The organism is Actinomadura sp. J1-007 (assembly GCF_009793335.1).
GTDB classification, from domain to species: Bacteria; Actinomycetota; Actinomycetes; order Streptosporangiales; family Streptosporangiaceae; genus Spirillospora; species Spirillospora yumaensis.
In genome coordinates this window covers 3,740,634-3,766,538 of the sequence record NZ_WING01000001.1, presented here as the reverse complement: position 1 = coordinate 3,766,538, position 25,905 = coordinate 3,740,634, and the positions used below count along the sequence as shown (strand labels likewise).

26 protein-coding genes and 1 pseudogene are annotated in these 25,905 nt (G+C 73.6%); 10 read left to right on the top strand and 17 right to left on the bottom strand.

The window, feature by feature from the left end; translation table 11 throughout:
* Positions 1 to 41 precede the first annotated feature (41 nt).
* Entirely contained in the window at positions 42 to 449 is a 408-nt protein-coding gene (locus tag GEV43_RS17105; RefSeq protein WP_160821564.1) for an STAS domain-containing protein, read from the bottom strand.
* A 76-nt stretch (positions 450 to 525) separates the two neighbouring features.
* Positions 526 to 1,116, bottom strand: a complete 591-nt coding sequence (locus GEV43_RS17100; RefSeq protein ID WP_160821563.1) for a DUF5994 family protein — start codon at positions 1,114 to 1,116, stop codon at positions 526 to 528.
* An 823-nt stretch (positions 1,117 to 1,939) separates the two neighbouring features.
* Between GEV43_RS17100 and GEV43_RS17095 the strand changes: the two genes are divergently transcribed.
* Positions 1,940 to 2,296 carry a PRC-barrel domain-containing protein gene (locus GEV43_RS17095; RefSeq protein ID WP_160821562.1) on the top strand — a complete coding sequence of 119 codons (357 nt, stop codon included), beginning with the start codon at positions 1,940 to 1,942 and terminating at the stop codon, positions 2,294 to 2,296.
* A gap of 30 nt (positions 2,297 to 2,326) precedes the next feature.
* Positions 2,327 to 2,491 (top strand): hypothetical protein, encoded by a 165-nt coding sequence (locus GEV43_RS46870; RefSeq protein ID WP_164717198.1) that lies wholly within the window; start codon positions 2,327 to 2,329, stop codon positions 2,489 to 2,491.
* A 26-nt stretch (positions 2,492 to 2,517) separates the two neighbouring features.
* Here the strand turns inward: GEV43_RS46870 and GEV43_RS17090 are convergent, their stop codons facing one another.
* Together GEV43_RS17090 and GEV43_RS17085 are read right to left on the bottom strand one after the other, a co-directional pair.
* On the bottom strand, positions 2,518 to 3,492 hold the full coding sequence (locus tag GEV43_RS17090) for a YihY/virulence factor BrkB family protein (protein WP_175250073.1): 975 nt from the start codon (positions 3,490 to 3,492) through the stop codon (positions 2,518 to 2,520).
* Positions 3,493 to 3,658: 166 nt separating this feature from the next.
* Positions 3,659 to 4,069, bottom strand: coding sequence for a DUF4440 domain-containing protein (locus GEV43_RS17085; RefSeq protein ID WP_206681189.1), 411 nt, complete (start codon positions 4,067 to 4,069; stop codon positions 3,659 to 3,661).
* Positions 4,070 to 4,118: 49 nt separating this feature from the next.
* On the opposite strand from GEV43_RS17085, the gene GEV43_RS17080 reads away from it, so the two are divergent.
* Complete coding sequence (locus GEV43_RS17080; RefSeq protein WP_160821559.1) at positions 4,119 to 4,709, top strand: TetR/AcrR family transcriptional regulator; 591 nt, start codon at positions 4,119 to 4,121, stop codon at positions 4,707 to 4,709.
* Between the two features lie 48 nt (positions 4,710 to 4,757).
* On the opposite strand, the gene GEV43_RS17075 is transcribed toward GEV43_RS17080, so the two are convergent.
* From GEV43_RS17075 to GEV43_RS17055, 5 genes are all read right to left on the bottom strand, one after another.
* Complete coding sequence (locus GEV43_RS17075; RefSeq protein WP_160821558.1) at positions 4,758 to 6,083, bottom strand: nucleobase:cation symporter-2 family protein; 1,326 nt, start codon at positions 6,081 to 6,083, stop codon at positions 4,758 to 4,760.
* Positions 6,084 to 6,177: 94 nt separating this feature from the next.
* Positions 6,178 to 7,008 carry an SDR family NAD(P)-dependent oxidoreductase gene (locus tag GEV43_RS17070; RefSeq protein ID WP_160821557.1) on the bottom strand — a complete coding sequence of 277 codons (831 nt, stop codon included), beginning with the start codon at positions 7,006 to 7,008 and terminating at the stop codon, positions 6,178 to 6,180.
* Positions 7,001 to 7,417, bottom strand: a complete 417-nt coding sequence (locus GEV43_RS17065) for a cupin domain-containing protein (RefSeq protein ID WP_309239680.1) — start codon at positions 7,415 to 7,417, stop codon at positions 7,001 to 7,003. Before GEV43_RS17065 ends, GEV43_RS17070 begins: the two co-directional genes overlap by 8 nt.
* A gap of 70 nt (positions 7,418 to 7,487) precedes the next feature.
* A complete protein-coding gene (locus tag GEV43_RS17060) occupies positions 7,488 to 8,315 on the bottom strand; it encodes a phosphoenolpyruvate hydrolase family protein (protein WP_160821555.1) in 828 nt (275 codons plus the stop codon).
* Positions 8,312 to 9,553 carry a Tm-1-like ATP-binding domain-containing protein gene (locus tag GEV43_RS17055; RefSeq protein ID WP_160824573.1) on the bottom strand — a complete coding sequence of 414 codons (1,242 nt, stop codon included), beginning with the start codon at positions 9,551 to 9,553 and terminating at the stop codon, positions 8,312 to 8,314. The genes GEV43_RS17060 and GEV43_RS17055 overlap by 4 nt, the downstream gene beginning before the upstream one ends.
* A 125-nt stretch (positions 9,554 to 9,678) precedes the next feature.
* Between GEV43_RS17055 and GEV43_RS17050 the strand changes: the two genes are divergently transcribed.
* Entirely contained in the window at positions 9,679 to 11,121 is a 1,443-nt protein-coding gene (locus GEV43_RS17050) for a PLP-dependent aminotransferase family protein (protein ID WP_160821554.1), read from the top strand.
* A 61-nt stretch (positions 11,122 to 11,182) separates the two neighbouring features.
* Here the strand turns inward: GEV43_RS17050 and GEV43_RS17045 are convergent, their stop codons facing one another.
* The 4 genes from GEV43_RS17045 to GEV43_RS17030 form a co-directional block, all read right to left on the bottom strand.
* Positions 11,183 to 12,889, bottom strand: a complete 1,707-nt coding sequence (locus tag GEV43_RS17045; RefSeq protein ID WP_160821553.1) for an ABC transporter ATP-binding protein — start codon at positions 12,887 to 12,889, stop codon at positions 11,183 to 11,185.
* Positions 12,886 to 14,640, bottom strand: a complete 1,755-nt coding sequence (locus GEV43_RS17040; RefSeq protein ID WP_241682939.1) for an ABC transporter ATP-binding protein — start codon at positions 14,638 to 14,640, stop codon at positions 12,886 to 12,888. Before GEV43_RS17040 ends, GEV43_RS17045 begins: the two co-directional genes overlap by 4 nt.
* Before the next feature lie 123 nt (positions 14,641 to 14,763).
* Positions 14,764 to 15,153 carry a cupin domain-containing protein gene (locus GEV43_RS17035; protein WP_160821551.1) on the bottom strand — a complete coding sequence of 130 codons (390 nt, stop codon included), beginning with the start codon at positions 15,151 to 15,153 and terminating at the stop codon, positions 14,764 to 14,766.
* Positions 15,150 to 16,616, bottom strand: a complete 1,467-nt coding sequence (locus GEV43_RS17030; protein ID WP_309239679.1) for an MFS transporter — start codon at positions 16,614 to 16,616, stop codon at positions 15,150 to 15,152. Before GEV43_RS17030 ends, GEV43_RS17035 begins: the two co-directional genes overlap by 4 nt.
* A 293-nt stretch (positions 16,617 to 16,909) precedes the next feature.
* On the opposite strand from GEV43_RS17030, the gene GEV43_RS17025 reads away from it, so the two are divergent.
* The 3 genes from GEV43_RS17025 to GEV43_RS17015 all read left to right on the top strand — a co-directional run bounded on the left by GEV43_RS17025 (position 16,910) and on the right by GEV43_RS17015 (position 19,211).
* The gene (locus GEV43_RS17025; RefSeq protein WP_160821550.1) at positions 16,910 to 18,052 is read left to right on the top strand and encodes a sensor histidine kinase; all 1,143 of its coding nucleotides are present in this window, start codon (positions 16,910 to 16,912) and stop codon (positions 18,050 to 18,052) included.
* A complete protein-coding gene (locus GEV43_RS17020) occupies positions 18,049 to 18,708 on the top strand; it encodes a response regulator transcription factor (RefSeq protein ID WP_160821549.1) in 660 nt (219 codons plus the stop codon). The genes GEV43_RS17025 and GEV43_RS17020 overlap by 4 nt, the downstream gene beginning before the upstream one ends.
* A gap of 131 nt (positions 18,709 to 18,839) precedes the next feature.
* Entirely contained in the window at positions 18,840 to 19,211 is a 372-nt protein-coding gene (locus GEV43_RS17015) for a hypothetical protein (protein WP_160821548.1), read from the top strand.
* A 35-nt stretch (positions 19,212 to 19,246) separates the two neighbouring features.
* Here the strand turns inward: GEV43_RS17015 and GEV43_RS17010 are convergent, their stop codons facing one another.
* The gene (locus GEV43_RS17010; RefSeq protein ID WP_206681188.1) at positions 19,247 to 20,563 is read right to left on the bottom strand and encodes a PP2C family protein-serine/threonine phosphatase; all 1,317 of its coding nucleotides are present in this window, start codon (positions 20,561 to 20,563) and stop codon (positions 19,247 to 19,249) included.
* A gap of 71 nt (positions 20,564 to 20,634) precedes the next feature.
* Positions 20,635 to 21,254, bottom strand: a pseudogene (locus GEV43_RS17005) (class I SAM-dependent methyltransferase).
* Between the two features lie 139 nt (positions 21,255 to 21,393).
* On the opposite strand from GEV43_RS17005, the gene GEV43_RS17000 reads away from it, so the two are divergent.
* Complete coding sequence (locus GEV43_RS17000) at positions 21,394 to 21,981, top strand: helix-turn-helix domain-containing protein (RefSeq protein WP_160821547.1); 588 nt, start codon at positions 21,394 to 21,396, stop codon at positions 21,979 to 21,981.
* A 198-nt stretch (positions 21,982 to 22,179) separates the two neighbouring features.
* On the opposite strand, the gene GEV43_RS16995 is transcribed toward GEV43_RS17000, so the two are convergent.
* Positions 22,180 to 23,781 carry a peptide chain release factor 3 gene (locus tag GEV43_RS16995; RefSeq protein ID WP_160821546.1) on the bottom strand — a complete coding sequence of 534 codons (1,602 nt, stop codon included), beginning with the start codon at positions 23,779 to 23,781 and terminating at the stop codon, positions 22,180 to 22,182.
* Between the two features lie 211 nt (positions 23,782 to 23,992).
* Here GEV43_RS16995 and GEV43_RS16990 point away from each other — a divergent pair, with 211 nt between their 5' ends.
* Entirely contained in the window at positions 23,993 to 24,730 is a 738-nt protein-coding gene (locus GEV43_RS16990) for a spermidine synthase (RefSeq protein WP_160821545.1), read from the top strand.
* On the opposite strand, the gene GEV43_RS16985 is transcribed toward GEV43_RS16990, so the two are convergent.
* Entirely contained in the window at positions 24,727 to 25,443 is a 717-nt protein-coding gene (locus GEV43_RS16985; protein ID WP_160821544.1) for a TetR/AcrR family transcriptional regulator, read from the bottom strand. The genes GEV43_RS16990 and GEV43_RS16985 overlap by 4 nt on opposite strands.
* A 236-nt stretch (positions 25,444 to 25,679) precedes the next feature.
* Between GEV43_RS16985 and GEV43_RS53805 the strand changes: the two genes are divergently transcribed.
* The gene (locus tag GEV43_RS53805; RefSeq protein WP_302930836.1) at positions 25,680 to 25,805 is read left to right on the top strand and encodes a hypothetical protein; all 126 of its coding nucleotides are present in this window, start codon (positions 25,680 to 25,682) and stop codon (positions 25,803 to 25,805) included.
* Positions 25,806 to 25,905: the final 100 nt, after the last annotated feature.

Here is a 25,905-nt window from a genome sequence, read left to right as displayed (position 1 = left end):
GCAGGGTTCTTACCGGCCCTCTCCGGCCAGCGTTCCCGGGATCATGCGGCGATCCCGGCACGGTCGCCCGTGGCAGGGCGGACGGTGAGGGCGCGGTCGAGCCCCATGGCGCGGAGCCGTTCGGCCACCTGCGGAACGGGGGCGGCGAGGCGCAGGGTGATGCCGAGCCCGGCGGCACGGCGGCGGATGCCGATCAGCACGGCCAGCCCGGCGGCGTCGGCGGACGCCACCTCGCTCAGGTCGAGTATCAGCAGCCGGCCGCTGCGCCGCAGCGCGCCGATCAGGTGCTCGCGCAGCGCCGGAGCGGCGGCGCCGTCCAGGACGCCCGACAACCCGACGATGGTGTGGCCGGGCCGCCGATGCGCGGGCATCCGCACTTCCTCGGGCCCCGGGACGATGCCCGAGGCGGCGGGCGCGGCAGCGGGCGTGTGGGCGGTGAACGTGGTCATGGTGATCTCCGATCGCAGGTGGGCGGAGGCGGCGCGCCCGGAAGGGCGGACGACGGACCGGTCGCGGCGGGCCGGGTCAACGTGGCGCGAGGTCCTCTCGCAGCCGTCCGCCCTCGGTCTCCCAGTCGTTCTCCGAGCCCGCCGGGGCGTCGGCCCGGTCCGTCCCGGCGGACGGTGAGGTCAGGGCGGCCAGCAGGCCGGGAGCGTGGATGTGGTTGTCGGGGTGGGACGCCAGTTCCATCGAAGCCTCGGCTTCGGTACCGGACGTGGAGGCCGGGACCGTGAACAGGTCAACGCGCCGGCCGTCGGCGTAGACCGCCGTGAGCAGCCCGGAGGGAAGGGAGTCGAACCAGCTCAGCCGCACCACGCGGATATCGGCCGGGCCGTCGACGCGCAGACGGCGGGGACGGCTGTCCCAGTCGCCCGTGCGGAGCAGGACGTGGGTGATGGGGCGGTGATCGTCGATGGGACCGCGGTCCTGGAGTGCCAGGATCAGGCCCGGCAGTTCCGCGACCGGGTCGGCCGATCGGGGCCACCAGGCGCCGTCCAGCGCGGCCCGCGCCGAGCCGGGAGGGGCCGGCGGACGGGCCGCGGGACGCAGCCGCAGCCGGGGTGTCGATGGCGGTGACAGGCTGATCGTCGTGCGGCGTTCGGTGGTGGTCCACATGGCCGTCGCCTTCCTTGGAGTGTCGAGCGGTGCGGCGGGCCGGTCTCTCATCGCGGGGCCGGGCACCGCTCGCGGAGCCGGGACGGGCCCTGCGCCGAGCAGGTGATCCGGGGCCGGGCGGCTTGGGCGGGGCCGCGAACCGGGCCGTCCGCTGATACGCGGCCTGTGCGAGGACGGCGTGACTCCCCCCTCTCGGGGGCGAGCCGGCGTGACGGACCGACCTTCAGAATGGGGGGTCGTCGTTTGCCGGATACTTTGATTCTACTCGATTAATTGTCAATGTGCGAAAAAAACAAAATAATTATCGGGGTTGTTGAGGCGGCGGGCGGGGCGCCGTTTCATTTCTTGCCGGGTCTCCGTCGCGGCGGCGGTTATCAGTGCGGGTGATGGCGTGTGCCCGGATTGGTGGTGTCCACCGCCGGGTCGCCAGGATCAGCTCTGGCCTCTCCTGTCGCTGCCGGGCAGGCTGGGCCTGGGTGATCCAGGGCCATCTCGCGCAGAAACTCCGTCCGCGAGCGGCGACAATTCGGTGTGAAGGCCGACGCCGATGACTTTTTCGTCGGCGCTGGTGTGCGACATCCTTCCCGCTCCGGCGCTCCGGGCCGTTCAGCAGGTGCAGGCGTACGTGACTCCGCGCCACGCGAGAAGACTGGACGGACCCGCCGCCGCACCGCCTCCCGCACGGCCGCACCGCCTCCACATGGCCGCGTGCGACACGGACGTCCCCGGTCGCGCACCTTCGCGAAGGATCGGCCGGTCTGGGGCGAATTAGACGGCGCAGACTGGGGAGGGTGGACGCATCGAGCCGGCGGAAGGGGCCCTGATGATCCAGATAGCCGACATTCGCGAATGGCGCACCCACACCGTCCTCGACTCCGGCGGGCGCAAGATCGGCACGATGGAGTCGGTCTACGTCGACACCAGCACGGACGCTCCCGCCATGGCCACCGTGCGGATCGGCCTGCCCACCCGGCACCGGCTGACGTTCGTCCCTCTGGACGGGGCGACCGTCGGACCCGGCTACGTGCGGGTCGTCCACGACCGGTCGCTGGTCAAGCACTGCCCGGCGATCGGAACCGACGACGTCCTGCCCGCCGAGGACGAGGAGGCCGTCTTCCGGCACTACGGCCTGGACTACCGCCCAGGCGCGGACGGCGAGCGTCAGCTCGCCCGCCGCTGACCGCTCCGCATCCGACCGAACGGGCCCATCATGCTCTTGTTCCTCTTGGCGGTCATCGTCGCGCTGGTGCTGATCATCCTCGGCATCATCGTGCACGGGCTGTTCTACCTGCTCGTCATCGGCGCCGTCGTTCTCGTCGCGGATGTGGCGGTCCTGGCCGTGCGTGCGACGAGGCGACGGCGTCCGGTCCGCTGAGGCGCCCGCGAAGCCCGGCGCCGGTGTCAGCCCCCGGCGTCGCGTGGAGGCGGGTCGAAGTCGACGTCGACGTTCTGGAAGCCCTTGCGGCGTTCGGTTTCGGCGTACGAGGTGTAGGCGCGCCTGTCCCCGGAGGTCAGCTCGACGTTGTCGGTGAAGGGCGTCAGGAGGCTGCGGGGCCACAGCCGCCGGTCGCGGACGACGTTGATCTCGGCGCCGAGCACGAAGGTGGCCGCGCCCAGGTAGAGCCAGGCCAGCATGCCGAGCACGAGGCCGAACATGCCGTACGTGGCGGTGGCGCCCTTGAGCGTGTGGCCGAGCAGGAATGCACCGGACCACTGCAAAGCCTGCCAGACCACCGCCGCCGCGACGGCGCCCGTCCGGACCTGCGCGATGCTGAGGCTCCGGGCGGTCAGCACCCGGAACGCCACCGTGAACAGCACGACGTTGATCGCGACGGCGACCGCGATGGCCGCCGCCCGGACGCCGCCGCCGAAGTGGCCGGCGGAGGCGGTCACCGCCGACAGCGCCGTGGTCGCCAGGACCGCCCCGCCGCCGGCGGCGAGCAGGGCCAGGCTGCGCCCCCTGGCGGCAAGGGGGTTCGGCCGGGAATTGCGCGGCACACCCCACATCCTGTTCAGGGCGTTCTGGGCGGCCTGTACGACGCCCAGGCCGCCGTACAGGCTGCCCACGACGCCCGCGACCAGGGCCGGGACACTGCCGTGGAACGAATGGATGTTCGCGCCGATCTGGTCGCCGATGACCGGGAACTGCGCCAGCGCGGAATCGAGCACGCGTTGCTGAAGGCCGGGATCGTCCTGCAACGCGAAACCCAGGACGGTGACCAGTAGCAGCAGGAGCGGGAACAGCGACAGGAACCCGTAATAGGTGATCAACGCCGTGAGGTAGGGGCCCTCGTCGTCCCCGAACTTGTAGACCACCGCCAGTGGCAGGCCCGCCCAGCGATGCCGCCTCTGATAGGCGTCCACGCGGTCGATCATTCCCACACGGTCACCCTTCCCCCGCGGTCCCCGACCGACGCGCCCGGCGTGCGCGACCGCGTCGGCTCACCCGTACCCTCGCACGCTCCGACCGGCGGCGGGTGCGGGAGCCGGCCGGCGTCCGGGCGGGACGGCCTGGAAGCCGCAGACGACCGTCCGAGGACTGCTAGCCCGGTACGTCGTCCCAGGCGGCGGAGCTCATCTTCCAGCCGTCGGGGGTCCGGATGAACTGCGTGGTCTGGCGGCCGAAGCCCTCGAACCACTCGCCGTCCCGGTAGCCGGACTTGCCGTACTCGCTGAAGCGCTGCGCGATCGACCCGAAGATCTCCGTCCGCTCGGCGATCTCCCATTCGGTGAACTCGGTGAGCGTCCCGTCGGTGAGGAACCGCTCCCGGGGCGCGATGAACGAGTCCAGGTCGTAGATCTCGGTCTCGCCCCCCACGTTCTTGATGATCATGCCTTCCGGGATGAACACCTCGCGGACGGCGCCGAGGTTCGGCCGGCCGCCGGTGTTGTCGAACGCGCCGAACAGGGTGCGCATCAGCCCGTCGAGCTCGGCCTTGACGTCGGCGGTCATGGGACCTCCCATTCACATAACGGATGTTTTGTGAATGTAGCCTGATCCCATGCCGCGCCACAAGGGAGACCATGACGCCCGGCGTCGCGACGTGTCGGCCGCGGTGTGGCGGGTGCTGGCCGCGCACGGGTTCGGCGGCCTGACGCTGCGGGCGGTCGCGACCGAGATGGGCGCGACGACCGGCCTGCTCACGCACTACTTCCCGAGCAAGAAGGACCTGGTCGCGCACGCGCTGACGCTGCTGGACGAGCGCCGCGCGGGCCGTCCGGACCGCCCCGCGCCGGACGGGCTCGGCGCGCTGCGCGCGATGCTGCTGGACATCCTGCCGTCCACGCCGCGGGCCGCCGCGGACAACCGGATCTGGGTCGGCTCGTGGGACGCCGCGCTGGCCGACCCCGACCTGGCGGCCGGGCACGCGGCCCGCTACGCCGGGTCGCGCGAGCGGATCCGGCAGCACGTCCGGACGGCGCAGAGTCTGGGGGAGCTGCCGCCCGCCGATCCTGACGACGTCGCGGCGGCGGTCCAGTCGTTCGCGCTCGGCTTGATCGTCCAGGCCCTGTTCGCCCCGGACGAGTTCCCGCCCGAACGCCAGACCCGGCTCCTGGACGGCTACCTCGCCACGCTCGCCGGAGACCGTTGAGCGGTACGGCGCGGCGGCCCGTGCCCGCACGCGCGTCCGGCGGACGGGTCAGTCGGCGCCCGTCGCCGCGGGGACCTCGGCCGCCGGGGCGCGTACGCCGTGGAAGGCGATGTTGAGCAGGATCGCGGAGACGGCGCTGATGATGATGCCGCTCTGGAGGACCACCTGGAGCTGCTCGGGGTAGTCGCGGAAGAAGGCCGGGTAGGCGACCGGGATCATGCCCAGCCCGATGCTGACGGCGACGGTGATCAGGTTGCCGTCGCGGTGCAGCTCGGCGCGGCCGAGGGTCTGGACGCCGATGGCGGTGATGATCCCGAACAGGACCAGCAGGGCCCCGCCGACGGCCGGCTTGGGCAGCGCGGCGGCGAGCGCGGCGAGTTTGGGCAGGCACGCCATGAGCGCCATGAACACGGCGGCGGCGGCGCAGACCCAGCGGCTGCGGACGCCGCTGGCGCGGACGAGCCCGATGTTGCCGGTGAACGTCGTGGGCGGGATCGAGTTGAAGGCGCCGCCGAGCACGGTGGCGACGCCCTCGGCCCGTACGCCGCGGGTCAGCTCCCGCCGGTCCGGCGTGCGGTCCACCGTCCCGCCGATGACGAAGTAGTTGGCGACGCTCTCGACCACGCCGATGAGGGTGGCGATGGTCATCGCGAGGATCGCGGCCGGGTCGAACTCGGGCGCGCCGAAGTGGAACGGGCCGACGAACTGGAACCAGCCCGCGTCGGCGACGCCGGAGAAGTCGGCGCGGCCGGTCAGGGCGCCGAGGGCGCCGCCGGCGACGAGGCCGAGCAGGATGGCGATGTTCTTGAGCAGCCCGGTCGAGAAGCGGTAGAGGACGACGATCACCGCGACGGTCGTCCCGGCGATCGCCAGGTCGGCGGGCCCGCCGAAGTCCTCGGCGGCCGGGTCGCCGCCTCCGGCCAGCGACGCGGCGACCGGGAGGATCGCGATGCCGACCATCATGATCACGGCTCCGGTGACGGCCGGCGGGAAGAACCGCATCAGCCGCCCGTAGAGCGGGGCGACCAGCGTCAGGACGACGCCCGCCGCCATGGTCGCTCCGAAGACGGCGGGGAGCCCTCCGGCGCCGCCGCCGTGCGCGAGCCCGATCGTGAACGTCGGGCCGAGCACGACGGCGGATCCGCCGAGGACGACCGGCAGCCTGATGCCGATCCGCCACAGCCCGATCGTCTGGACGAGCGTGCCCACTCCCCCGGCGAACAGCGCCGCGCTGAGCAGCAGCCCGGTCTCGCGGGCGGGCAGGCCGATCCCGGCGGCGATCAGGGCGGGGAGGACGACGATCGTCGCGTAGTAGGTCAGCAGATGCTGCAACCCGTAGAGGGCGAGCCGGCCGGGCGGCGGGACCTCGTCCACAGGGTGTGGAGAACGTGGTGGCGCGGTGGGGGTGTCATCGTTGCTGCTCCCTGGGGGGTGGTCCCGCGACGTCTACGCCTGGGGCGCGGGACGGTCAGTAGGGGCTGCCGCCGCCGTCGACGTTGACGCTCTGGCCGCGCACGGCCTGGACCCGGTCGGTGAGCAGGAAGGAGATCACCGAGGCCACCTCGGTCGGGTCGATGTGCCGGCCGAGCTGCTCGTTCGACATGATCTCGAAGAACGACGCGGCGTCGGTCTCCGAGCCCCGCGCGTGGTTGTCGGCGACCTGGTGCAGCATCGCGGTGGCGACCCCGCCCGGGCAGACGCAGTTGACGTTGATGCCGTGCGGCGCCCATTCGGCCGCCGCGACGCGCGTCCAGTTGATCACCGCGGCCTTGCTGGCGTTGTAGGCGATCATGCCGGGGTGGCCCTGCTTGCCGGCCTCCGAGGCGACGTTCACGACGGCGCCGGCGACGCCCTGCTCGATCATGTGCCGCACGACGAGGCGGGCCAGGTCGAACGGCCCGAAGACGTTGACGGCGAACTGGTCCTCCCACAGCGGCCGCTCGTGGTCGAGCGCGGGCGCCATCTTCACGATCCCCGCGACGTTGGCCAGCCCGTCGATGCCGCCGAGCAGCTCGACGCTCCGGGCGGCGGCGTCGCGGACCGAGGTCTCGTCGCGCAGGTCCACCGCGATCGCGTGCACGCCCCGTTCGGCGCCGCCCAGGCGGTCGGCGAGCGCGGTCTGCTCGACGACGTCGGCGGCGACGACCCGGGCGCCCTCGCGGACGAGCAGGTCCACGGTCGCCTGGCCGATCCCCCCTCCGGCGCCGGTCACCAGGAACCGCTTGCCCTCGTGGACGGGGAAGGCCCGCGGGGTCCGGACGGGGAGCCGGTGGCCGGTGTGGTGCCGGATCTCAGCCATGGTCGTCGGCCTTCCAGGTCGGAACGGTCCCGGCGGGCAGCTCGGCGAAGCCGGGCAGGTCGCGCAGCGCGTCCTCGGCGCCGCCGGGGGTGTAGGTGGCGATGATCCGCAGGGGGCGCCAGCCGGTGTTGAACGTCGAGTGCAGGGTGCCGCGGGGGATCCACACGGCCTCGCCCGCCTTCACCGGGAACTCCGCGCCGTCGCCGACGGTCTGCCGGCCCTCCCCGTCGATGATGTAGAGGATCTCGTCGGACTCCGGGTGCTCGTGCCGCTCGTGGCCCCGGCCCGGGTTGATGATCACTTCGCCCAGCGTGGAGCTCGCTCCCGGAACGCCGCCCGGGGCGACCAGCCAGGTGATCGAACCCCAGTCGAACACCATGGTGGGCAGCGCGTTCGGATCTCTGTGCACGGTCGTCCTCACTTCTCGTCGGTGCCCGCCGCCGGCGTGGACGCCTCGCGGCGCGGTTCGCGGGACCGCCTCAGGCGGTGGTGGGGATCTCCTTGAAGGCGCGCGCCTGGGCGGCGATCGCGCGTTCGGTGGGCAGGCGCTCCATGGAGGACGCGCCGAAGAACCCGGCGATCCCGGTGGTGTGCTCCATGACGTACGCGACGTCCGCGGGTTCGGCGATCGGGCCGCCGTGGCAGAGCACGAGCACGCCGGGATCGACGGCCGCGGCGGCGTCGCGCATGGCCTGCACGCGGACCGCGGCCTCCTCCAGGGTGACGGCGGTCTTCGCGCCGATGGTGCCGCTGGTGGTCAGGCCGAGGTGCGGGACGACGATGTCGGCGCCCGCCCGGGTCATCGCGGCCGCCTGGTCCTCGTCGAAGACGTACGGCGCGGTCAGCAGGCCGCGCTCGGCCGCGGCGGCGATCATCGCGATCTCGTGCTCGAAGCCCATGCCGGTCTCCTCCAGGTTGGTCCGGAAGACACCGTCGATCAGCCCCACGGTGGGGAAGTTCTGCACCCCCGCGAACCCGAGCCCCTGGAGCCGGTCGAGGAAGCGCGGGATGTCGCGGAACGGATCGGTGCCGCACACTCCCGCGAGGACGGGCGTCGAGGTCACCACGGGCAGGACCTCGGCGGCCATCTCGACGACGATCGCGTTGGCGTCGCCGTACGGGAGCAGCCCGGCCAGCGACCCGCGGCCCGCCATCCGGAACCGCCCCGAGTTGTAGATGATCAACAGGTCGATCCCGCCGAGTTCGGCGGCCTTCGCCGACAGGCCCGTGCCGGCGCCGGCGCCGATGATCGGCCGTCCGCTCTCGCGCAGCGTCCGGAACCTGTGAAGGGCCTGGTCGCGGTTCATGCGTCGTCCTCTCGGTGGTCCCCCGCCCCGGTGACGAGCCGGTGGAGCTCGTCGGCCGCGGCCAGGGCGAAGTCCTCGTCGTTGATGTTGTGCCCGCTGGTGGCGACCTCGACGGGGGTGCCGTCCAGCCGCGCCAGCGCCGCGCCGACGCACGCCTCGTCGGCCCCGGGGTCCCAGAACGGCCCGCCCTCCGCGTCCACGGCGGAGAACCCGCCGCGCGGCACCCGCAGGCTGACGGGGCCCGTGGCGGCGGCGAGCTTGCGGCCGAGCAGGTCCCCGATCCGGGCGGCCTCGCTCGCGCTGGTGCGCATCAGCGTCACGTCCGCGTTGTGGACCAGCAGCTTCCGGTCGGCGAACCGTGAAGGGACGCTCGCCTCCGGGCCGAAGTTGACCATGTCGAGCGCCCCGAAGCTGACCACCTGCGGGACGCCCCGTCCGGCCGCGGCGTCGAGGCGCTCGGGCCCGGCGCTCAGCACTCCCCCGACGACCTCGTCGGCGAGTTCGGTGGTGGTCAGGTCGAGCACGCCGGCGACGTGCCCTCCCGCGATCAGCGACTCCATCGTGCGCCCGCCGGAGCCCGTCGCGTGGAAGACGAGCACCTCGTACCCGAGGTCCTCCAGGCGCCGCCGGGCGGTGTCGACCGCCGGGGTGGTCACGCCGAACATGGACGCCGCGACCAGCGGCCGGTCGGACGGGCCGCCCCGCGCCGCGGACCGCTCCCGGTAGGCCGCCGCCATGCCGGCCATCGCGCCGGCCGCGTTCTCCAGGACGGTGCGGGACAGGCGGTTCAGGCCCGCCAGGTCCACCACGCTGTGCATGATCGTCACGTCGGACGTGCCGACGTAGCCGGAGACGTCACCGGCCGCCATCGTGGAGACCAGCAGCTTCGGAAGCCCGATCGGCACCGCGCGCATCGCGGCGGCGGCGATGGACGACCCGCCGCTGCCGCCGAGCGCGAGCACGCCGCTCAGCTCTCCGGAGCCGTGGAGGCGCCTCGCGACGGCCGCGGCGCCCTCGGCCATCACCGCGAGCGCGGCGCCGCGGTCGCGCGCCGTCCGCAACGCGGCCAGGTCACCGCCTCCGGCGGCCGCCACCTCGGCGGCGGTGATGTCCGGCCGCGCGGACGGCTCGCCGACGACGCCGACGTCCACCAGCACCGTCTCGATGCCCGCGCGGGTGAGCCGTTCCTGGACGAAGGCGTACTCCGCGTGCTTGGTGTCGAGCGTTCCTAGCAGCATGACGGCCACGGCGGGGGCTCCTTTCCTCGTCGACCGGACTTGCGCGTCGGGGTGCGATGCTATGGACCACGCGATTGGCCCACACAGGCCAATTCGCGGTCGAATGGCCTACAGGGGAGGAGTTCATGGCCTCGGGGGACGTCGCCCGTCTCGCCCGGCTCCTGGGCGGCTGGGACGCGGCGCCGGGACGGCTGCCGCAGCGCCTCGCCCAGGCCCTCGCCGACCTGATCCTGCACGGCGACCTGGCCGACGGCGACCGGCTCCCCTCGGAACGCCACCTCGCCGAGGCGCTGTCGGTCAGCCGCGGGACCGTGACCGGCGCGTACGACCTGCTCCGGGCGGCCGACCACGTCTCCAGCCGCGTCGGTGCGGGTTCGGTGGTCACCGCCCGGCGCGCCCACTCCGCGCAGGGCGACGCCCGGCTCTCCAGCTTCCGGTCCCGGGAGTACGGCCGCATCGACCTGTCCAGCGGCGCGCCGGGAGGGCTCGTCGACCTCGTCATGGAGCACACCAGGGCCGTGGTGGACGGGCCCGAGCTGCCCGGCGCGATGGCCGGGGACGGCTACGAGCCGCACGGCGTGGCGCCGCTCCGCGAGGCGCTCCGCCGCCACTACGAGGACCTCGGGGTGCCCACCCGCGCCGACCAGCTGCTCGTCACGAACGGCTCGCAGCAGGCGCTCACCCTCATCGCGGGCGCGCTGGTCAGCCGGTCCGACACCGTCCTGGTCGAGGACCCCACCTACCGGGGCGCGATCGAGGCGTTCCGGCGGCGCGGCGCGCGCATCGTCCCGGTGCCGACCGGCCCGGCCGGTCCCGACGTCCGCCTCCTCGAACGGCTGCTCAGGCAGCTCGCCCCGCGCATGCTGTACCTGCTGCCGGTCGCGCACAACCCGACCGGCTCGATCGTCTCGGAGGCGGGCGCCCGGCGCGTCGCCGAGCTCGTCCGGGGCACCGGCACCATCCTGGTCGAGGACCGTTCGCCCGCCGACCTGCTGATCAGGGACGACGCGCCGCCCGCGCCCATCGGGTCCCGGATGGGCTCCGGCGCCTGGATCACCATCGGCTCGGCGTCCAAGGTGTTCTGGGGAGGTCTGCGCACCGGCTGGATCAGGGCCGACCAGGCCACCGTCCAGGCGCTGTCGCGCGCCAGGGTGAACAGCGACCTCGGCGGCTCGATCATCGGCCAGCTCGTCACCGCGCGCTGCCTCGCCGACCTGAGCCGCGCCCGGGAGGCCCGCCGCGCGCAACTGCGCGCCGGGCTCCGGACCGCGCTGGACGCCCTCCACGACCACGCGCCCGAATGGTCATGGGCCGAGCCGCTCGGCGGGAGCGCCCTGTGGGTCCGCCTCCCCGGGACCGACACCACCGCGTTCGCGCGCCTCGCGCAACGGCGCAACATCTCCGTCGTTCCCGGACCCGTGTTCTCCGCGGTCGGGGGCTTCACCGACCACCTGCGCCTCCCCTTCTGGCAGCCCGCGTCCGACGTCGCCGACGGCATCGCCCGCCTCGCGGACCTGTGGCGGCGGAGCGGAAGCGAGACGTCCAACGGCCACCGGGCCCGCCCCTGACGGGCGAACCCGGTGGCCGTCCGGGCTTCGACGCGTTGGCCCCGGCGCTGCACCGGGTCGTTCAGACGGGTGTCTGGCTGATGTTCCAGTAGTCGGCGTAGCGGGCGCTGCTGCGCAGGAGCTCCTCGTGGTCGCCTTCGTGCGCGATCCGGCCGCCGTCCAGGAACGCGATGCGGTCGGCGCGCCGGACGGTGCGCATCCGGTGCGCGACCATGACGACCGTACGGCCCGCCATCAGGCGTTCGATGCCGTCGTGGACGGCCGCCTCGTTCACCGGGTCCAGCGCCGAGGTCACCTCGTCCAGCAGGACGATCGGGGCGTCCTTCAGCAGGGCGCGGGCGATGGAGACGCGCTGGCGTTCGCCTCCGGACAGCAGCGCGCCCCCCTCGCCGACCTCGGTCGCCCATCCCGCGGGCAGCCGTTCGACGACCTCGTCCAGCCGCGCGGCGGTCGCCGCCGCCCGCACCTCGGCGTCGTCCGCGTCGGGACGGCCGAGGCGGACGTTCTCCTCGATCGTCCCCTCGAAGAGGTAGACGTCCTGGAAGACGATGGCGATCTGCTCCATCAGCACCGCGGAGTCGACGTCGCGCACGTCCACGCCCCCGACGCGTACCGCGCCGCCGTCCACGTCGTAGAACCGCGCGATCAGCTGGAGCAGGGTGCTCTTGCCCGCGCCCGACGGGCCGACGACGGCGAGCCGCCGCCCCTGCGGCACCGTCAGCGACACGCCGTCGATCACCGTGCGGTCGCCGTGCCGGAAGGTGACCGCGTCGAACTCCAGGTCGTGGCGGGACGGCCGGACCGGCTCGCCGGGCTCGGGCAGCGGCTCGGTGCGCAGCACCTTGTCGAGCCTGCCCAGCTCGGAACGGGCCCCGTGGAGCTGGCCGCCGATGTCCGACAGCGACAGCAGCGGGTCCGCGCAACGGGCGGCCAGCACGAGGATCGCGAGGACCTCCGCCGCGCCGATGTCCCCGCCGAGCGCGAGGTGGGCGCCGAGGACGAGCAACGCGGTGAACGCCGCCTGCACCGTGAGCGTCAGGCCGAGCACGCCGGGCAGCGTCGAGAGCACCGTCCGGCGGGACGCGCGCTGGACCTCCCGCAACGAGTCGTCCAGGGTCTGGAAGCGTTCGGCGGACCGGCCGCCGGCGCGCAGCACCGGCTGGGCGCGGAGGTACTCGACGACCCGGCCGGCGGCCTGCTGGTCGTGTTCGGCGCGCTCGGCGTCGGTGGCGGCCGTCAGGCGGCCGGTCCAGAGCTGGACCGCCGCCACGAGCGGGACGGCGGCGAGCGCGGCCAGCCCCATCTGCCAGTTGAAGGCGAGGATCACCGCGACGATCGTCAGCGGGGTCACGCAGGCGGAGATCGACGGCGCCAGCAGGTGCGCGATCACGCTCATGGCCTGGAGGACGCCGCTGCTGGCGAGGACCGACACCTCGCCGACGCGGCCCGCGCCGTACCAGCCGATGGGCAGCCGGGCCAGGTGGTCGCCGAGGCGGTGGTACATCCCGTGCAGCAGCGTGGTCCCGACGCGGAAGCCGGACAGGTCGCTGACGTAGCGCAGCGCCGCGTAGACCGCGACCGCCGCCCCGAACGCGATCAGCCAGGGCCGGGCGTCCGACGGCGTGCTCCCGAACAGCTCCCGCAGCACCGGGACCAGCAGCGCGTAGGACAGTCCCTCGACGACCGCGGTCGCCGTCATCAGGGCCACGGTGCGGCGCACCGGCCCGGCGTACCGGTGTCCCAGCACGCGCAGCAGCATCCGGATCATCGGGCCTCGCCTCCTCGCGGTACGCCGCGGGCTTCGCTCTCGTCGGCGATCGCGGCCTGGTTGGAACGCCAGAACGCGGCGAACCTCCCGTCCTGGGCCAGCAGCTCGGAGGGGTCGCCGCGCTCGACGACCGTCCCGTTCTCCAGCATCACGACGGTGTCGGCGTCGGCGATGGTCTCCAGCCGGTGGGCGATGACCAGGACGCTCCGGTCGCCCTCCGGCGCGAGCGCCCGGCGGACGGCCTGCTCGGTCTGCGGGTCGGCGAACGCGGTCGCCTCGTCCAGCACCAGGACGGGCGTGGCGGCGAGCAGGGCGCGCGCGATCGAGATCCGCTGCGCCTCGCCGCCGGACAGCCCGGCCTCGTCCCCGATCACCGTGTCGTAGCCGCGCGGCAGTTCGAGGATGCGGTCGTGGATGTTCGCCCGCCGCGCGGCGCGCTCCACGGCGTCGCGGCCGGCGTCCGGCACCGCGAGCGCGATGTTGTCCGCGACCGACGCGCGCAGCAGCCGGACGTCCTGGAAGACGAACGACACGTTCCGGTACAGCTCCCGGCTGCCGATCTCGCGCAGATCCACGCCGCCCAGCGAGACCGTTCCGTGGGTCGGGTCGAAGAACCGCGGCAGCAGTTGGACGAGCGTGGACTTCCCGCTGCCCGAGGGCCCGACGACCGCGGTCACCGTCCCCGGCTCCAGCACCAGGTCGATCCCGCGCAGTACCTCGTGGCCGTCCTGGTAGGCGAAGCGGACGTCCCGCAGCTCCACCAGGTGCCCGCGCGGTGCGACCGGGCGCGCGGGCTCCGGCAGCGGCCGCACCGCCAGCACCTCCCGGATCCGGCCGACCGCGCGCCGGGCGGCCTGAAGGCCGTCGAAACCGTGGCCGAGCGCCGCCACCGGAGCGGTCAGCCCCAGCCCGAGCAGCAGGAACGGCAGCAGGTCCGCCGCCGCCATGCCGCCGTCCGTGACCAGAACGGCGCCGCCCACCAGAACGACCAGCAGCACGAACGGCGGAGACAGCGCGACCTGCATTCCCGCGGCGACCGCGGAAAGGCCGCGCACCATCCGGTAGAAGACCGTGACGAAATCGTCGGTGGCCGTCCGGAACCTGCGGTGCGCCCGTTCCGCGCCGCCGAACGCCTTGACCACCGCGATGCCCTGAACGAATTCGACGACCGAGTTCGCGATCCGTCCCATGGCCGTGTCGAACTCCGCCTGCTCGCGCAACCGGGTCGGCGTCATCATCAGCGGAACGAGCGCCACCGCCAGCACCACCGGGATCAGGGTGATGAGCGTCATCCGCCAATCGACGGTGAACAGGTAGACCAGCGACACCAGCGGCACCACGAACGCCGAGATCAGCTCGCCGGGGGCGTGGGCGATGAACGGGTGCACGGCACTGACGTCCTCCCCCACCACCTTGGCCAGCTCGCCCCTCGGACGTGCGGACAGCCAGCCGATCGGCACGCGCCCCAGCCGCGCGGCCAGCCGACGCCGGAACGACAACTGCACCCGTCCGTCCAGAACGTGCCCCACCCCGGACGACGCGGCCTGGAACACCAGCCGGACGAACAGCCCGATCGCGCCGACGGCCACGACCGTCCAGACGTGGTCGTGGTCGACCGGATCGGACGACAGGAAAACGCGCCCCAGTTCGACGACGGCCAGCAAAGGCGCCAGACCCGCGACGGCCCCGACCACCTGCAAGACCACAACGGCCGCGAATCCCCCGGAATAGGGAAGCAGCAGTCCCGCCATACTTTCCTCCGCCGCGGAATCAGCGGAATCGGCGTCCGGCGGCGGCGGGGGTTGGGATTTCTCCCCCACAGGAGCCAGCTCGGTAGCGCTCATCGTCCTCTTCTCTCCGTCAATTGACATGGCCTACGTTCCGGCTCGCTTTTCCAGTCGGCTGCCGCGCGGCAGGGTGACGGCCATGATGTTGCTGGGGGTGTCCAGCTCGATGCGGTGCCATCGCCCGCGCGGGACGATGGCGGCGGTCCCGGCCGTCAGCCTGATCACTTCCTCCTCCTGTCCCGGCCGTTCCGGACGGAGGTGGAGGCGGATCTTCCCGATGAGGCAGGACAGGACCTCCTCGGCCTCGGGATGGACCTCCCAGTGGTCGGCGTGGACGTCGGCGTCGGTCTTCGCGTGGAAGGCCGTCAGCCGCCAGCCGTCCCGCTCGTGGACGGACGCCCGCGGCCCGGCGTGCACCCGGCCGCCCTGGTGGAGGCCGATGGAGGACGCGAACAGGTCGATCGGGGTGACGGTCATGCCGAGGCTTCCTTCCTGCGCTGCATCTGCCCCTGCCGCGTCGCGGCCGGTACGGGCGCGCCGGTCCGGCACAGGACGGTGAGGGCGACGAGGACGGCGCCGGCCAGGAGCACGGCGCCGAGGGACAGCCCGAGCGCGTACCCGTCGCTGAGGCTCTCGGGCGTGACGTCCCGTCCGGTGCGGTGCTGGGCGGCGGTGCCGAGCGCGGCGAGCCCGAGCGACGCGCCGATCTGGCGGGAGCTGGCGAGCAGGCCGGACGCGGTGCCGGTCTCGTGCGCCGCGACGCCGGTGGTCGCGGTGGAGACGACCGGCGCGAGGCACAGCCCGAAGCCGACGCTGATGAGGACCGAGGGGCCGAGGACGTCGGCGGCGAACGTTCCGTCCGGGCTGATCAGGCCCAGCCAGGCGAACCCGGCGGCCGCCAGGAGCCCGCCGGCGACCAGCAGGGTCCGGGGAGCCAGCCGGTAGCCGAGCTTGACGGCGAGCGCCGAGCCGACGATCACGCCGGCGGCGAGCGGCAGGAACATGATCCCCGTCAGCGCCGGACCGTGGCCGAGGACCCGTTGGAGGTAGAGGGAGACGAAGTAGAAGGCCGAGGACATCGCCGCGCCCGCCAGGAGGTTGTAGGCGTTGGCGCCCGCGACCGCGCGGTTGGCGAACAGGCCGAGCCGGACGAGCGGTTCGCGCCTGGTGGTCCGTTCGACCTGGAGGAACGCGGCCAGCAGCGCGACGGCGGCCCCGAGGGTCGCCAGGGTGGTCGGCGACGTCCACGCGTACCGGTCGGTGCGGACGACGCCGAACACCAGCAGCGTCATCCCGGCGGTGGCGAGGACGGCGCCGAGGACGTCCGGACGGCGGCCGCGGGCCGCGGGCGGCGCGGCGGCGACCCCGCGCCAGGCCAGGGCCAGCGCGCCGGCGGCCATCGGCACGTTCACGAACATCACCCAGCGCCAGCTCGCGTACTCGGTGAGCAGGCCGCCGATCAGGACGCCGAGGGCGGCCCCGGCGGCGTTCATCGCGCTCCACACGCCGAACGCCCGGACGCGGGCCCGGCCCGAGGGGAACGTCGCGGCCAGCAGCGCCAGCGCGGCCGGAGCCAGCACGGCCGCCCCGACGCCCTGGACGACGCGGGCGCCGACCAGGTGCCCCGGCTCCTGGGCGAAGCCGCCGAGCAGGGACGCGAGCCCGAACAGCGCGAGCCCGAGCAGCAGGACCCGCTTGGGCCCGTACCGGTCGGCGGCCTTGCCGCCCAGCAGGAGCAGCCCGCCGAAGGTGAGCGCGTAGGCGTGGATCACCCAGGTCAGGCCGGACGCGCTGAAGCCGAGCCCGGCGGCGATCTCCGGAAGCCCGACGTTCACCACCGACAGGTCCAGCGACACCATGAACTGCACGACGGCCACCACGGCGAGCGTCAGCCCCGGCCGGACGCCCGGCCGTCCGCCCGCCGTCCCTCCACCGGTCACCGCGGCCCACTCCCCCGTGCTCCCGCGGCCGCGGGCCCGCCCCTGCCGGGTCCCGGCGCGGAAGGCGACGGCCTGCGGCACCCCGGGGGTACGCGGCGGAACCGGCCCTTGACTCCGATCATGTGCATGCCGGACATCGTGGTGTCCGGGCCGTTCAGCGGTCATCGTGCGCAGGAAGACTCCTGCGCACGGCACCCGGGAAGTACGACCGGCCGTACTACTACGTGGGGAGTAGTGCTGATTTCCGCCGTGCTGCGGACATTGCTCGTTGAAACAGCCTCTAATCTGCACGAATGAGGTTCCTGGACCGGTGGCGGCCGCTCGCCGAGGACGGCTTGCTCGCCGCGTCGATGGCCGTCCTGCTGGCGGTCATCGTGATCTATACGCCGAGCGCGGGCGCGCTGGATCTCGCGGCCGTGCTCGCCGGCTCGTTCGCGCTCGTCGCCTGGCGGCGGGCGCCGCTGGTGTCGCTGCTCGTCAGCACGCCCTGCATGCTCGTCGTCGCGGCGACGATCGAGCCGGGCCCGGCGGCCTCGTTCCCGGTGCTGGTGTCGGTGTTCGCGGCGGTCAGGGCGGGCCATCTCCTGGCCCCGGCGCTGGCGGGCGCGGTCTACCTGGGCACCGGCCTGGTGAACCTGCCCCGCGACGCCGGCGTCGTGGAGAACCTCCAGGACACCGCGCTGCTGGTCGGCTGGTTCGTCGCGGCCGGCGTGGTGGCGACGGTGTCCCGGCACAGGCAGGCGTACCTGGAGGAGGCCGAGCAGCGGGCCGCGGAGGCCGAGCGCACCCGCGAGGAGGCGGCCCGGCGGCGCGCGGGCGAGGAGCGGCTGCGCATCGCCAGGGAGCTGCACGACTCGCTCACCCACAGCATCTCGATCATCAAGGTCCAGGCCGGGGTGGCCGTCCACCTGGCGCGCAGGCGCGGCGAGGACGTGCCGCCCGCGCTGCTCGCCATCCAGGAGGCCAGCGGCGACGCCACGCGCGAGCTGCGCGCCACGCTGGAGGTGCTGCGCGATCCCGGCCGTTCCGACGGCGACGCCCCGGGCAGCGGCCTCGACCGGCTCGGCGACCTGGTCGAACGGGCCCGTTCGGCCGGGCTGCGGGCCACGGTGGCGATCTCCGGCACGCGCCGGGAGCTGCCCGCCGAGGTGGACCGGGCCGCGTACCGGATCGTCCAGGAGTCTCTCACCAACGTCTCCAGGCACGCCGGGGGCGACGCCGCCGCGGCGGTGCGCATCGACTACGCGGACGGGGAGCTGGTCGTGCGGATCGACGACGACGGCAAGGCCGACCCGGACGCGCCGCCCGTCCCCGGCACGGGCCTGCTCGGCATGCGCGAGCGCGTCGCGGCGCTCGGCGGACGGCTGCGGGCCGAGCCCCGCGCCGAGGGCGGCTTCACCGTGCGCGCCGAGCTGCCCCTCGGGGAGCCGTCGTGATCCGCGTGCTGCTCGTGGACGACCAGGCGCTCATCCGCGGCGGCTTCCGGGCCCTGCTGGAGATCGAGGACGACCTGGAGGTGGTGGCCGAGGCCGCGGACGGCGAGCAGGGCGTCGCGCTCGCCCTCGAACACCGGCCCGACGTCGCCCTGGTCGACATCCAGATGCCGGTGATGGACGGCATCGAGGCCACCCGGCTGATCGCCGCCGACGCGCGGCTGAGCGGCGTCCACGTCGTGATCCTCACCAACTACGGCCTGGACGAGTACGTCTTCAACGCGCTGCGCGCCGGCGCCTGCGGCTTCATGGTCAAGGACACCGAGCCCGCCGACCTGCTCCAGGGCGTACGGGTCGCGGCCCGCGGCGACGCGCTGCTGTCCCCCGCGATCACCCGCCGCCTGATCGGCGAGTACGTCGCCCGCCGCCCCGGCCCCGCGCCCGGCGCGCTCGACGTGCTGACCAACCGCGAGCGCGAGGTCACCGCGCTGGTGGCCCGCGGCCTGTCCAACGACGAGATCGCCGTCCACATGGTGATCAGCCCGACGACCGCGAAGACGCACGTCAGCAGGGCGATGACCAAGCTGGGCGCCAGGGACCGCGCCCAGCTCGTGGTGTTCGCCTACGAGTCCGGCCTCGTCACCCCGCGCCGCGACTGACCTGCGGCCCGACGCCCCCACGGCGCCGCGTGCCCACCGGCAGCCGCCGTGCCCGCGAGTTAAGCGACGATCACACCGGGTAATGCTTCCAGTACCGCATATCGAACATGACGCAGCGTTAGGACACGACGATGGCCGATTCGGGGCACCCCGTCCAGGGCGAGCACCGCTACCAGCAGCAGGTGGACTCGCCGTACGAGCATGAGGAACGGGCCGGACGCAGCCTGATCACCACCGACCAGGACGTCATCCGCCGCTGGGCGAACGAGCGCGACGCCCAGCCCGCGACCGTGCCGGGCAGCGAGTACGACGGCCGTCCCGGCAGGCTGCTCTTCGACTTCCCCGGATACGGCGGCGACGACCTGGTCCACATCTCCTGGGAGGACTGGTTCCGTACGTTCGAGGAACGCAAACTCAACTTCCTTTACCAGGAGCATAAGAAGGACGGCTCGCAAAGCAATTTCTTCCAGTTGCAGAATCCGGAGCGGAGCGGCGGCGAGTGACCGCCCGCACCGGCACCGCGCGGGCCCGCCGGTGATCAGGCGTCGCCCGCCCGGGAGGCGGGACGCGGCGACACCGATCCTCTGACGGGGGCGGGGTCGAGGGTCTCGGCCCTGTCGGTGGGCGGGCGGGTGTGGTGGGGGCCGTCCCATTCGAGGACCAAAACGGTGGCGTCGTCCTGGAGCCGGTGGTCGTGGTACTCCAGGATGGCGCGGATCAGGCGGCGCAGGGTCTCGGGGACGGGGAGGCCGTCGGCGCTGTGCCGGATGATGAAGTCGACGAAGCGGTGGAGGCCGAACTCCCGGCCGTGGCTGTTGCGGGCTTCGGTGATGCCGTCGGTGTAGAGCAGGACCCGGTCCCCCGGTTCAAGCTGCTCGCTGCACATCGGGACCTCGCCTCCGAGGTCCAGCCCCATGGGGTGCGCGGGCGGGCACGGCAGGGTGGTCGTCCACCGGCCGCCGCGGATGACCACAGGCGGGTGGTGCCCGCGGTTGACCCAGGTGAACAGGCCGGTGGTGGTGTCCAGGTCGGCGATGATCGCGGTGACGAACCGGGTGTCGTCGCCGAACTCCTCGATCAGGGTGCGTTCGATGGCGATGCTGGTCTCGGCCAGGCCGGTGCCCTGGCGGCGCTGGTTGCGGCAGCAGGCCATGGCCAGGTTCGCCGTCAGCCCGGCGGACACGTCGTGGCCCATCGCGTCGAAGACCGCCAGATGGACGTTGCCGTCGGCGATGGCGTAGTCGAAGGCGTCCCCGCCGACCTCGTAGGCCGGTTCCAGCGCCGCGCCGATCACCATCTGCGGGGTCGCGCAGGTCAGCGGCGGCATCAGGTTCCACTGCATCTCGGCGGCCACGTGCATCGGCCGCGTCCGCACCAGCCTCGGGTAGGAGTCGCTGTACGGGCGGCAGCTCACCACCATCAGCGCCGTCAGCGACGCCAGATGCCGCAGCCGCTCCTCCACCCGCGGCCCGGCGCCGTCGCGGTGAACGGTGACCCGCAGCACGCCGACGCGTTCGGTGCCGTCGAGCAGCGGCACCCACCAGCAGTCCGCGCCGTCCTCCTCCGAGCCCTTCGTGGCCAGCATGCGCACCTGCTGGAACGCCCGTCCGGCCATCGTGCCGTCGACCCGCAGCTCCGCCAGCTCGGGATCGGCGCCCTGCCCCGCGTCGATCCCGTGCCCGGTGAGCTGCCGCAGCACGGTCTCCTGGAGGTCGGCCAGGTAGATCAGCACCTCGTCCAGCCCGGCGTGCCGCGCGTGCTCGGCGACCAGCCCCGGCACCTGCTCCATCGACGCCTCGTGGCTGGCGTCCAGCAGCGCGGTCAGCATCCGCTCGATACCGCGGTCCTCGTCCATCGGCCCCGTTCCCATCCGAGTACTGGCCCCCCGACCGCGCCGATCGGCCACCAGGCCCACACCCACGTGACCTACCCTTCGGCCGAGAACTCCACCATGCGCTCACGCCGTGCCCGCAGGACGGCGTCGCGGGTGTGCCGGGTCCCGGCGGGGGCGGGCGCGGTCCGCGGGCGGGTCTCGTTGATCAGGACGGTCCAGTCGCGGCCGAGGAGCCCGGCGATGTCGTCCGGACGGTAGTAGTCGCGGGGGTCGATGCCGTGCTCCCCGTGCCGGGCCAGGTCGGCGGAGTCGTGGGTGGCGAAGAGCAGGGTGCCGCCGGGCGCGACGGCGTTCAGCAGGCCGCGCAGCGCGGTGTGGCCCGGCTCCTTCCGGAGCGGGAAGTACTGGACCGACACCAGGTCGAACGCGCCGGCCGGGGCGGCGCGACGGCCAGGTCGGCCCGGGTCCAGGTCACGCGGTGGGCGGTGTCGGCCGCGGCGGCGCGTTCCAGGGCGGTACGGGAGATGTCGGCCGCGGTGACCTGCCAGCCTCCTCGCGCCAGCCAGAGGGCGTCGGCGCCTTCGCCGCATCCGACGTCGAGCGCTCGTCCCAGCGGCAGGCCGGCGGCCTCGGCGACGAGGACCCCGTTGGGGTCGCCGCTGAAGACCTGGCCGCGGCTGCGGTACATCTCGTCCCATGTCCGGGCGTCCATCGTGCCTCCTGGTGTCGGACGGCTGGTGCCGGGCGCCGGGCGCTGATCGCGGGCCGCCTGCGGCGTCACCGTGCCTCCGGCCGTGCGGGTTTGACAAACTTCTTTGCGGAAAACGAAAAACGTGGGGCAGTGTGGGCCCATGAGCGAGGAGTACGACGACGTTCTTGCCGCGGTCGGGCCACGGCTCCGCGAGCTGCGGCGCCGCAGCGGGACCACCCTGACCGCCCTGTCGCAGAGCACCGGCATCCCGATCAGCACCCTGTCGAGGCTGGAGACCGGGCAGCGCAAACCGGGCCTGGAACTGCTGCTGCCCCTCGCCAGGGCCTACCGGATGCCGCTCGACGAGCTCGTCAACGCGCCGTCCGACGCCGATCCCCGGGTGTATCCGCGGGCGGTCACCCGCGGCGGCATGACCGTCATCCCGCTGACCCGCAAGCCCGGCGGCCTCCAGGTGTGGAAGCAGATCCTCCCCGCCGACCCCGACCTCGGCCGCGTGCCCGATCCCCGTTCGCACGAGGGCTACCACTGGCTGTACGTCCTGAACGGGCGGCTGCGGCTCGTCCTCGGCGACCGCGAACTCGTCCTCTCCAGCGGCGAGGTCGCCGAGTTCGACACCCACCTCCCGCACTGGTTCGGCAACGCCGACGCCCGGCCGGTCGAACTGCTGAGCATCCTCGGACCCCAGGGCGAACGCTTCCACATCAAGGCCCGATACCGCCCCGGCTAGCCCGGCCGACGAACGGGTCGCGGTCGCCGGACGGACGCGGCGTGAACGGGTCGCGCTTCCGGGCGGAGAGGGCCGCGCGGCAACGCTCGCCCTGTGGCGCGACGCCGGGCGGGAGGCCCACCGGCACGTTGACGGCCTGCGGCGGTCGAGCTGAACGGCGGGCCACACGGGCGGCGGCGCCTCGCGGTCGTTCGCCGGTCAGTCGGGGTCGCCGGCGGCGAGCATGGGGATGAGGGTGAGGTCGGGGTGGTCGCGCTGGAGGCCGCGCATCCGCCACTTGTCGGAGAACACCGCGACCAGCGTGCCGTCCAGCGTCCGGGTGAGGACCTCGACGCCGCGGCGCGCCTCCAGCGTGGCAGCCGACTCCTTGTCGGTGAGGCGCGCGGTCGTGTAGTCGAGGCGGGTCAGCTCGACGGGCGCGCCGAACTCGTTCTCCATCCGGGTGGCGACGACCTCGAACTGGAGCGGTCCGACCGCGGCCAGCACCGGGGCCTGGTCGCCGCGCAGGTCGCTGCGCAGCACCTGCACCGCGCCCTCGCTGTCGAGCTGGTCGATGCCGCGGCGGAACTGCTTGGCCCTGCCGTTGTCGCGGGTGCGCGCCACCATGAAGTGCTCGGGCGCGAACGCCGGGATCGGCGGGAACGCCACCGGCGCGCGGGCGTACAGGGTGTCGCCGACGGTCAACCCCGACGCGTTCGGCAAGCCGATCACGTCGCCGGGGTAGGCGGCGTCGAGCGTGGAGCGGTCCCGTCCGAACATGGTCTGCGCGTACTTCGTCGCCAGGGGCCGTCCGGTGGGGCCGTGGGTGAGCGGCATGCCGCGCTCGAAGCGCCCCGAGCACACCCGGACGAACGCCAGCCGGTCGCGGTGCGCGCGGTCCATGCCCGCCTGGACCTTGAACACCTGCCCGGAGAACGGCGCGGTGACCGGCCGCGGCACCCCGTCGGCGTCCACCCGGTCGGCCGGCGGCGGAGCCAGCGCGCACAGCGCCTCCAGCAGCGCGCCGACCCCGAAGTTGGGCAGCCCGGCCCCGAACAGCACCGGCGTGCAGAGCCCGGCGGCGAACGCCTCCGGGTCCAGGTCGGCGCCGATCTCGTCCAGCAGCGCCAGCTCCTCGGCGGCGGCGTCCCAGGCCGCCCCCTCCTCGGCCGCGGCCTGCTCGGCCGGGACGCGTTCGGCGATCGCGCGGGTGGCGCCGCCGGGGGTGCGGCGGAACCGGGTGTAGGCGCCGCTCGCGCGGTCGATCAGGCCGCGGAAGTCGCCGGCGATCCCGACCGGCCAGTTCAGCGGGGCCGGGCGCAGGCCGATGCGCTGCTCCACCTCGTCCAGCAGTTCCAGCGGCTCGCGGCCGGGCCGGTCCCACTTGTTGACGAACGTGATGACCGGGATGCCGCGGTGGCGGCACACGTCGAACAGCTTGAGCGTCTGCGCCTCCAGGCCCTTGGCCGAGTCCAGCAGCATCACCGCCGCGTCCACGGCCGCCAGCACCCGGTAGGTGTCCTCGGAGAAGTCGGCGTGCCCGGGGGTGTCGAGGAGGTTCAGCAGCGTCCCGCCGAACTCGAACCGCAGCACCGAAGAGGTGATCGAGATGCCCCGGCTGCGTTCCATCTCCATCCAGTCGGAGGCCACGCCCTTGCGCCCGGCCTTGCCGTGCACCGCCCCGGCCTGCTCGATCGCCGCCGCGTGCAGCGCGAGGGCCTCGGTCAGCGTGGACTTGCCCGCGTCCGGGTGGCTGATCACCGCGAACGTCCGCCGCCGCGCCGCCTGCGCCGCCACCTCGGAAGAAGAACTCACCGCCACCGCTCCGCCCCGGACCCCCGGCCGACCCCTCGTGGGCCCCCTGAACCTGCCCTCACGTTAGGGTACGTCGCCCGCCACCCCTCGCTGGCCGCCGCCGGCCCCTGCGCGCCGCCGGTCAGCGGGCGCCTCGGCCGGTCGCGGCGGAGCGGGTCCGCGCAAGCCGTACGCTGGCGAGCCCACGGGTGTCCCGATCGACTCCAGGAGGAGCCGGATGGCCAGGCGTTTCGAAGAGCTCGACTGGCGGCCGACCCCTCTCGGCGAGATCAGCCTGCGGCGCCGCCTCGACCCCGCGTCCGGCGGCGAGGTGTACGAGGTCAAGCTCGACGACGACTTCCTGATGTCCAGCCTGTGGACGGCCGGAGAGGTCGCGCTCGCGAGGCTCGGCCTGGACGCGGCCGCGGGCGACCGACTGGACGTCGCGGTCGGCGGGCTCGGGCTGGGGTACACCGCGCACGCGGCCCTGCGAGACCGCCGGGTGCGTTCGCTGACGGTGGTGGAGGCGCTGGGCGAGGTGATCGAGTGGCATCGGGCCGGGATGGTCCCGCTGGGGGCCGGGCTGGTGGCCGATCCGCGGTGCTCGCTCGTCCAGGGGGACTTCTTCGAGATGGCCGCGGAGCCGTCCGCTCTCGCCGCCGCCTCCGGGCTCGGCCCGAAGGGCCTTCTGCACGCCGTGCTGGTCGACATCGACCATTCGCCCCGCCACGTGCTGGCCACCGGGCACGCGTCCTTCTACGGGCCGGACCCGCTGCGCCGTCTCGCCGCCCAGCTGCATCCGGGCGGGGTCTTCGCGCTGTGGTCCACCTCCCCGCCCGATGACGGCTTCCAAGCCGTTCTGGACGAGGTGTTCGCGGAGTCGAGCGCGCACGTCGTGGAATTCCCCAACCCGTTCCAGGAACGTACCGAGACCAACACCGTCTACGTGGCGAGCACCGCACCGCCGGGGCGCTAGGAGCGGTCGCGTCCGGCGGACGGCTCGGCGGCGGAGGCGGAGGCGGCCGGTCGGTCGAAGATCCCGGCGTTCCACAGGACGCGGACATGGTCGATCAGGGGCGGCCCGAGGGCCCGCAGCGCGTCCGGGTCCCCGGCGGCCACCGGCGGGGTCACCATCGCGCTGGTCGCCGCCACGAGCATCCGGCAGGCGAACCGGTCGGCCTCCTCACCGAGTCCCATCAGTTCGGCGAGCGCGTCGCTGATGACCTCCTGCAACCGGCCGCGCCGCCGGATCGCCTCGGGCCCCGCCGCGTACACCTCGACCAGGAACAGCCGCGCGTACGGCAGCTCGCCCGCCAGCGCCTCCAGGTAGGCGGTGATCGCCCGCTCGCACCGCTCCAGCCGGGCGTCCGCCGCCCGCCGCGGGTCCCCGGCGGGCTCCGCGCCCGCGCCTTCGGCGATCGTCCCGGACACCCTTGCGAGCAGCAGCTCACCCGCGCACTCGAAGGCGGCGTTGAAGCAGTCGAGCTTGGACGCGAAGATCTCGTAGAAGCTCTGCCGCGACACCCCGGCGCGCTTGAGGACGTCCCCCACGGAGGTGGCCACGTAGCCCTTCTCCGTCATCACCTCGGCCATCGCGGCGCACAGCCGCGACCGCTGGATGCGCTGCACCTCCTCGCGCGGCAGCGCGTGGCGGCCCCGGGGCAACCGGTGGGACGCTGACTCCGGCATCCGACCACCCTAAGGGACCCGGGCGCTCCCTTCCCGGCCGCGGACGCCTCCCGTTGGCCGGTTGCGGTACGCGCCGTTCCGGTGCTCGCCGGTTCCGGCGCCCGGCACGCGGGCCGTCGCACGTTTCCTGAACGTTCACCGAACTTCGCCCCCGCCCCTGCCGTCGTACGGGCCAAGGAGACAAGATTGTCTATTTGATGGGGACGGGTGGCCGTCCCGAGCGGAGAAGAGGGCTCATGGAGGAACTGCTGCGCGTGCTCGTCGCCGGAGCCATCGGCGGCGGACTGATCGGTGTCGCCGGGGTGCTCGGCCAGTCCCGGCGCAAGCGGAGGGAGGAGCGGCGCAGGCAGGGCCGTTCCTGACGCCGCGCCGGCGTCCTCCGCGCCCTCCGGCCGGAAGACGCGGAGGACGCCGAGGGCGCGGCGGCCGGGTCCTGCAGCGGGGACCGGCGTCTAGATATGT

What these genes read in the sequence shown, in the direction of transcription:
- GEV43_RS17105 (WP_160821564.1), bottom strand. Translation starts at nt 449, where the DNA reads ATGACCACGTTCACCGCCCACACGCCCGCTGCCGCGCCCGCCGCCTCG.
- GEV43_RS17100 (WP_160821563.1), bottom strand. Translation starts at nt 1,116, where the DNA reads ATGTGGACCACCACCGAACGCCGCACGACGATCAGCCTGTCACCGCCA.
- GEV43_RS17095 (WP_160821562.1), top strand. Translation starts at nt 1,940, where the DNA reads ATGATCCAGATAGCCGACATTCGCGAATGGCGCACCCACACCGTCCTC.
- GEV43_RS46870 (WP_164717198.1), top strand. Translation starts at nt 2,327, where the DNA reads ATGCTCTTGTTCCTCTTGGCGGTCATCGTCGCGCTGGTGCTGATCATC.
- GEV43_RS17090 (WP_175250073.1), bottom strand. Translation starts at nt 3,492, where the DNA reads ATGATCGACCGCGTGGACGCCTATCAGAGGCGGCATCGCTGGGCGGGC.
- GEV43_RS17085 (WP_206681189.1), bottom strand. Translation starts at nt 4,069, where the DNA reads ATGACCGCCGACGTCAAGGCCGAGCTCGACGGGCTGATGCGCACCCTG.
- GEV43_RS17080 (WP_160821559.1), top strand. Translation starts at nt 4,119, where the DNA reads ATGCCGCGCCACAAGGGAGACCATGACGCCCGGCGTCGCGACGTGTCG.
- GEV43_RS17070 (WP_160821557.1), bottom strand. Translation starts at nt 7,008, where the DNA reads ATGGCTGAGATCCGGCACCACACCGGCCACCGGCTCCCCGTCCGGACC.
- GEV43_RS17060 (WP_160821555.1), bottom strand. Translation starts at nt 8,315, where the DNA reads ATGAACCGCGACCAGGCCCTTCACAGGTTCCGGACGCTGCGCGAGAGC.
- GEV43_RS17055 (WP_160824573.1), bottom strand. Translation starts at nt 9,553, where the DNA reads ATGCTGCTAGGAACGCTCGACACCAAGCACGCGGAGTACGCCTTCGTC.
- GEV43_RS17050 (WP_160821554.1), top strand. Translation starts at nt 9,679, where the DNA reads ATGGCCTCGGGGGACGTCGCCCGTCTCGCCCGGCTCCTGGGCGGCTGG.
- GEV43_RS17045 (WP_160821553.1), bottom strand. Translation starts at nt 12,889, where the DNA reads ATGATCCGGATGCTGCTGCGCGTGCTGGGACACCGGTACGCCGGGCCG.
- GEV43_RS17040 (WP_241682939.1), bottom strand. Translation starts at nt 14,640, where the DNA reads ATGGCGGGACTGCTGCTTCCCTATTCCGGGGGATTCGCGGCCGTTGTG.
- GEV43_RS17035 (WP_160821551.1), bottom strand. Translation starts at nt 15,153, where the DNA reads ATGACCGTCACCCCGATCGACCTGTTCGCGTCCTCCATCGGCCTCCAC.
- GEV43_RS17025 (WP_160821550.1), top strand. Translation starts at nt 16,910, where the DNA reads ATGAGGTTCCTGGACCGGTGGCGGCCGCTCGCCGAGGACGGCTTGCTC.
- GEV43_RS17015 (WP_160821548.1), top strand. Translation starts at nt 18,840, where the DNA reads ATGGCCGATTCGGGGCACCCCGTCCAGGGCGAGCACCGCTACCAGCAG.
- GEV43_RS17010 (WP_206681188.1), bottom strand. Translation starts at nt 20,563, where the DNA reads ATGGACGAGGACCGCGGTATCGAGCGGATGCTGACCGCGCTGCTGGAC.
- GEV43_RS17000 (WP_160821547.1), top strand. Translation starts at nt 21,394, where the DNA reads ATGAGCGAGGAGTACGACGACGTTCTTGCCGCGGTCGGGCCACGGCTC.
- GEV43_RS16990 (WP_160821545.1), top strand. Translation starts at nt 23,993, where the DNA reads ATGGCCAGGCGTTTCGAAGAGCTCGACTGGCGGCCGACCCCTCTCGGC.
- GEV43_RS16985 (WP_160821544.1), bottom strand. Translation starts at nt 25,443, where the DNA reads ATGCCGGAGTCAGCGTCCCACCGGTTGCCCCGGGGCCGCCACGCGCTG.
- GEV43_RS53805 (WP_302930836.1), top strand. Translation starts at nt 25,680, where the DNA reads ATGGAGGAACTGCTGCGCGTGCTCGTCGCCGGAGCCATCGGCGGCGGA.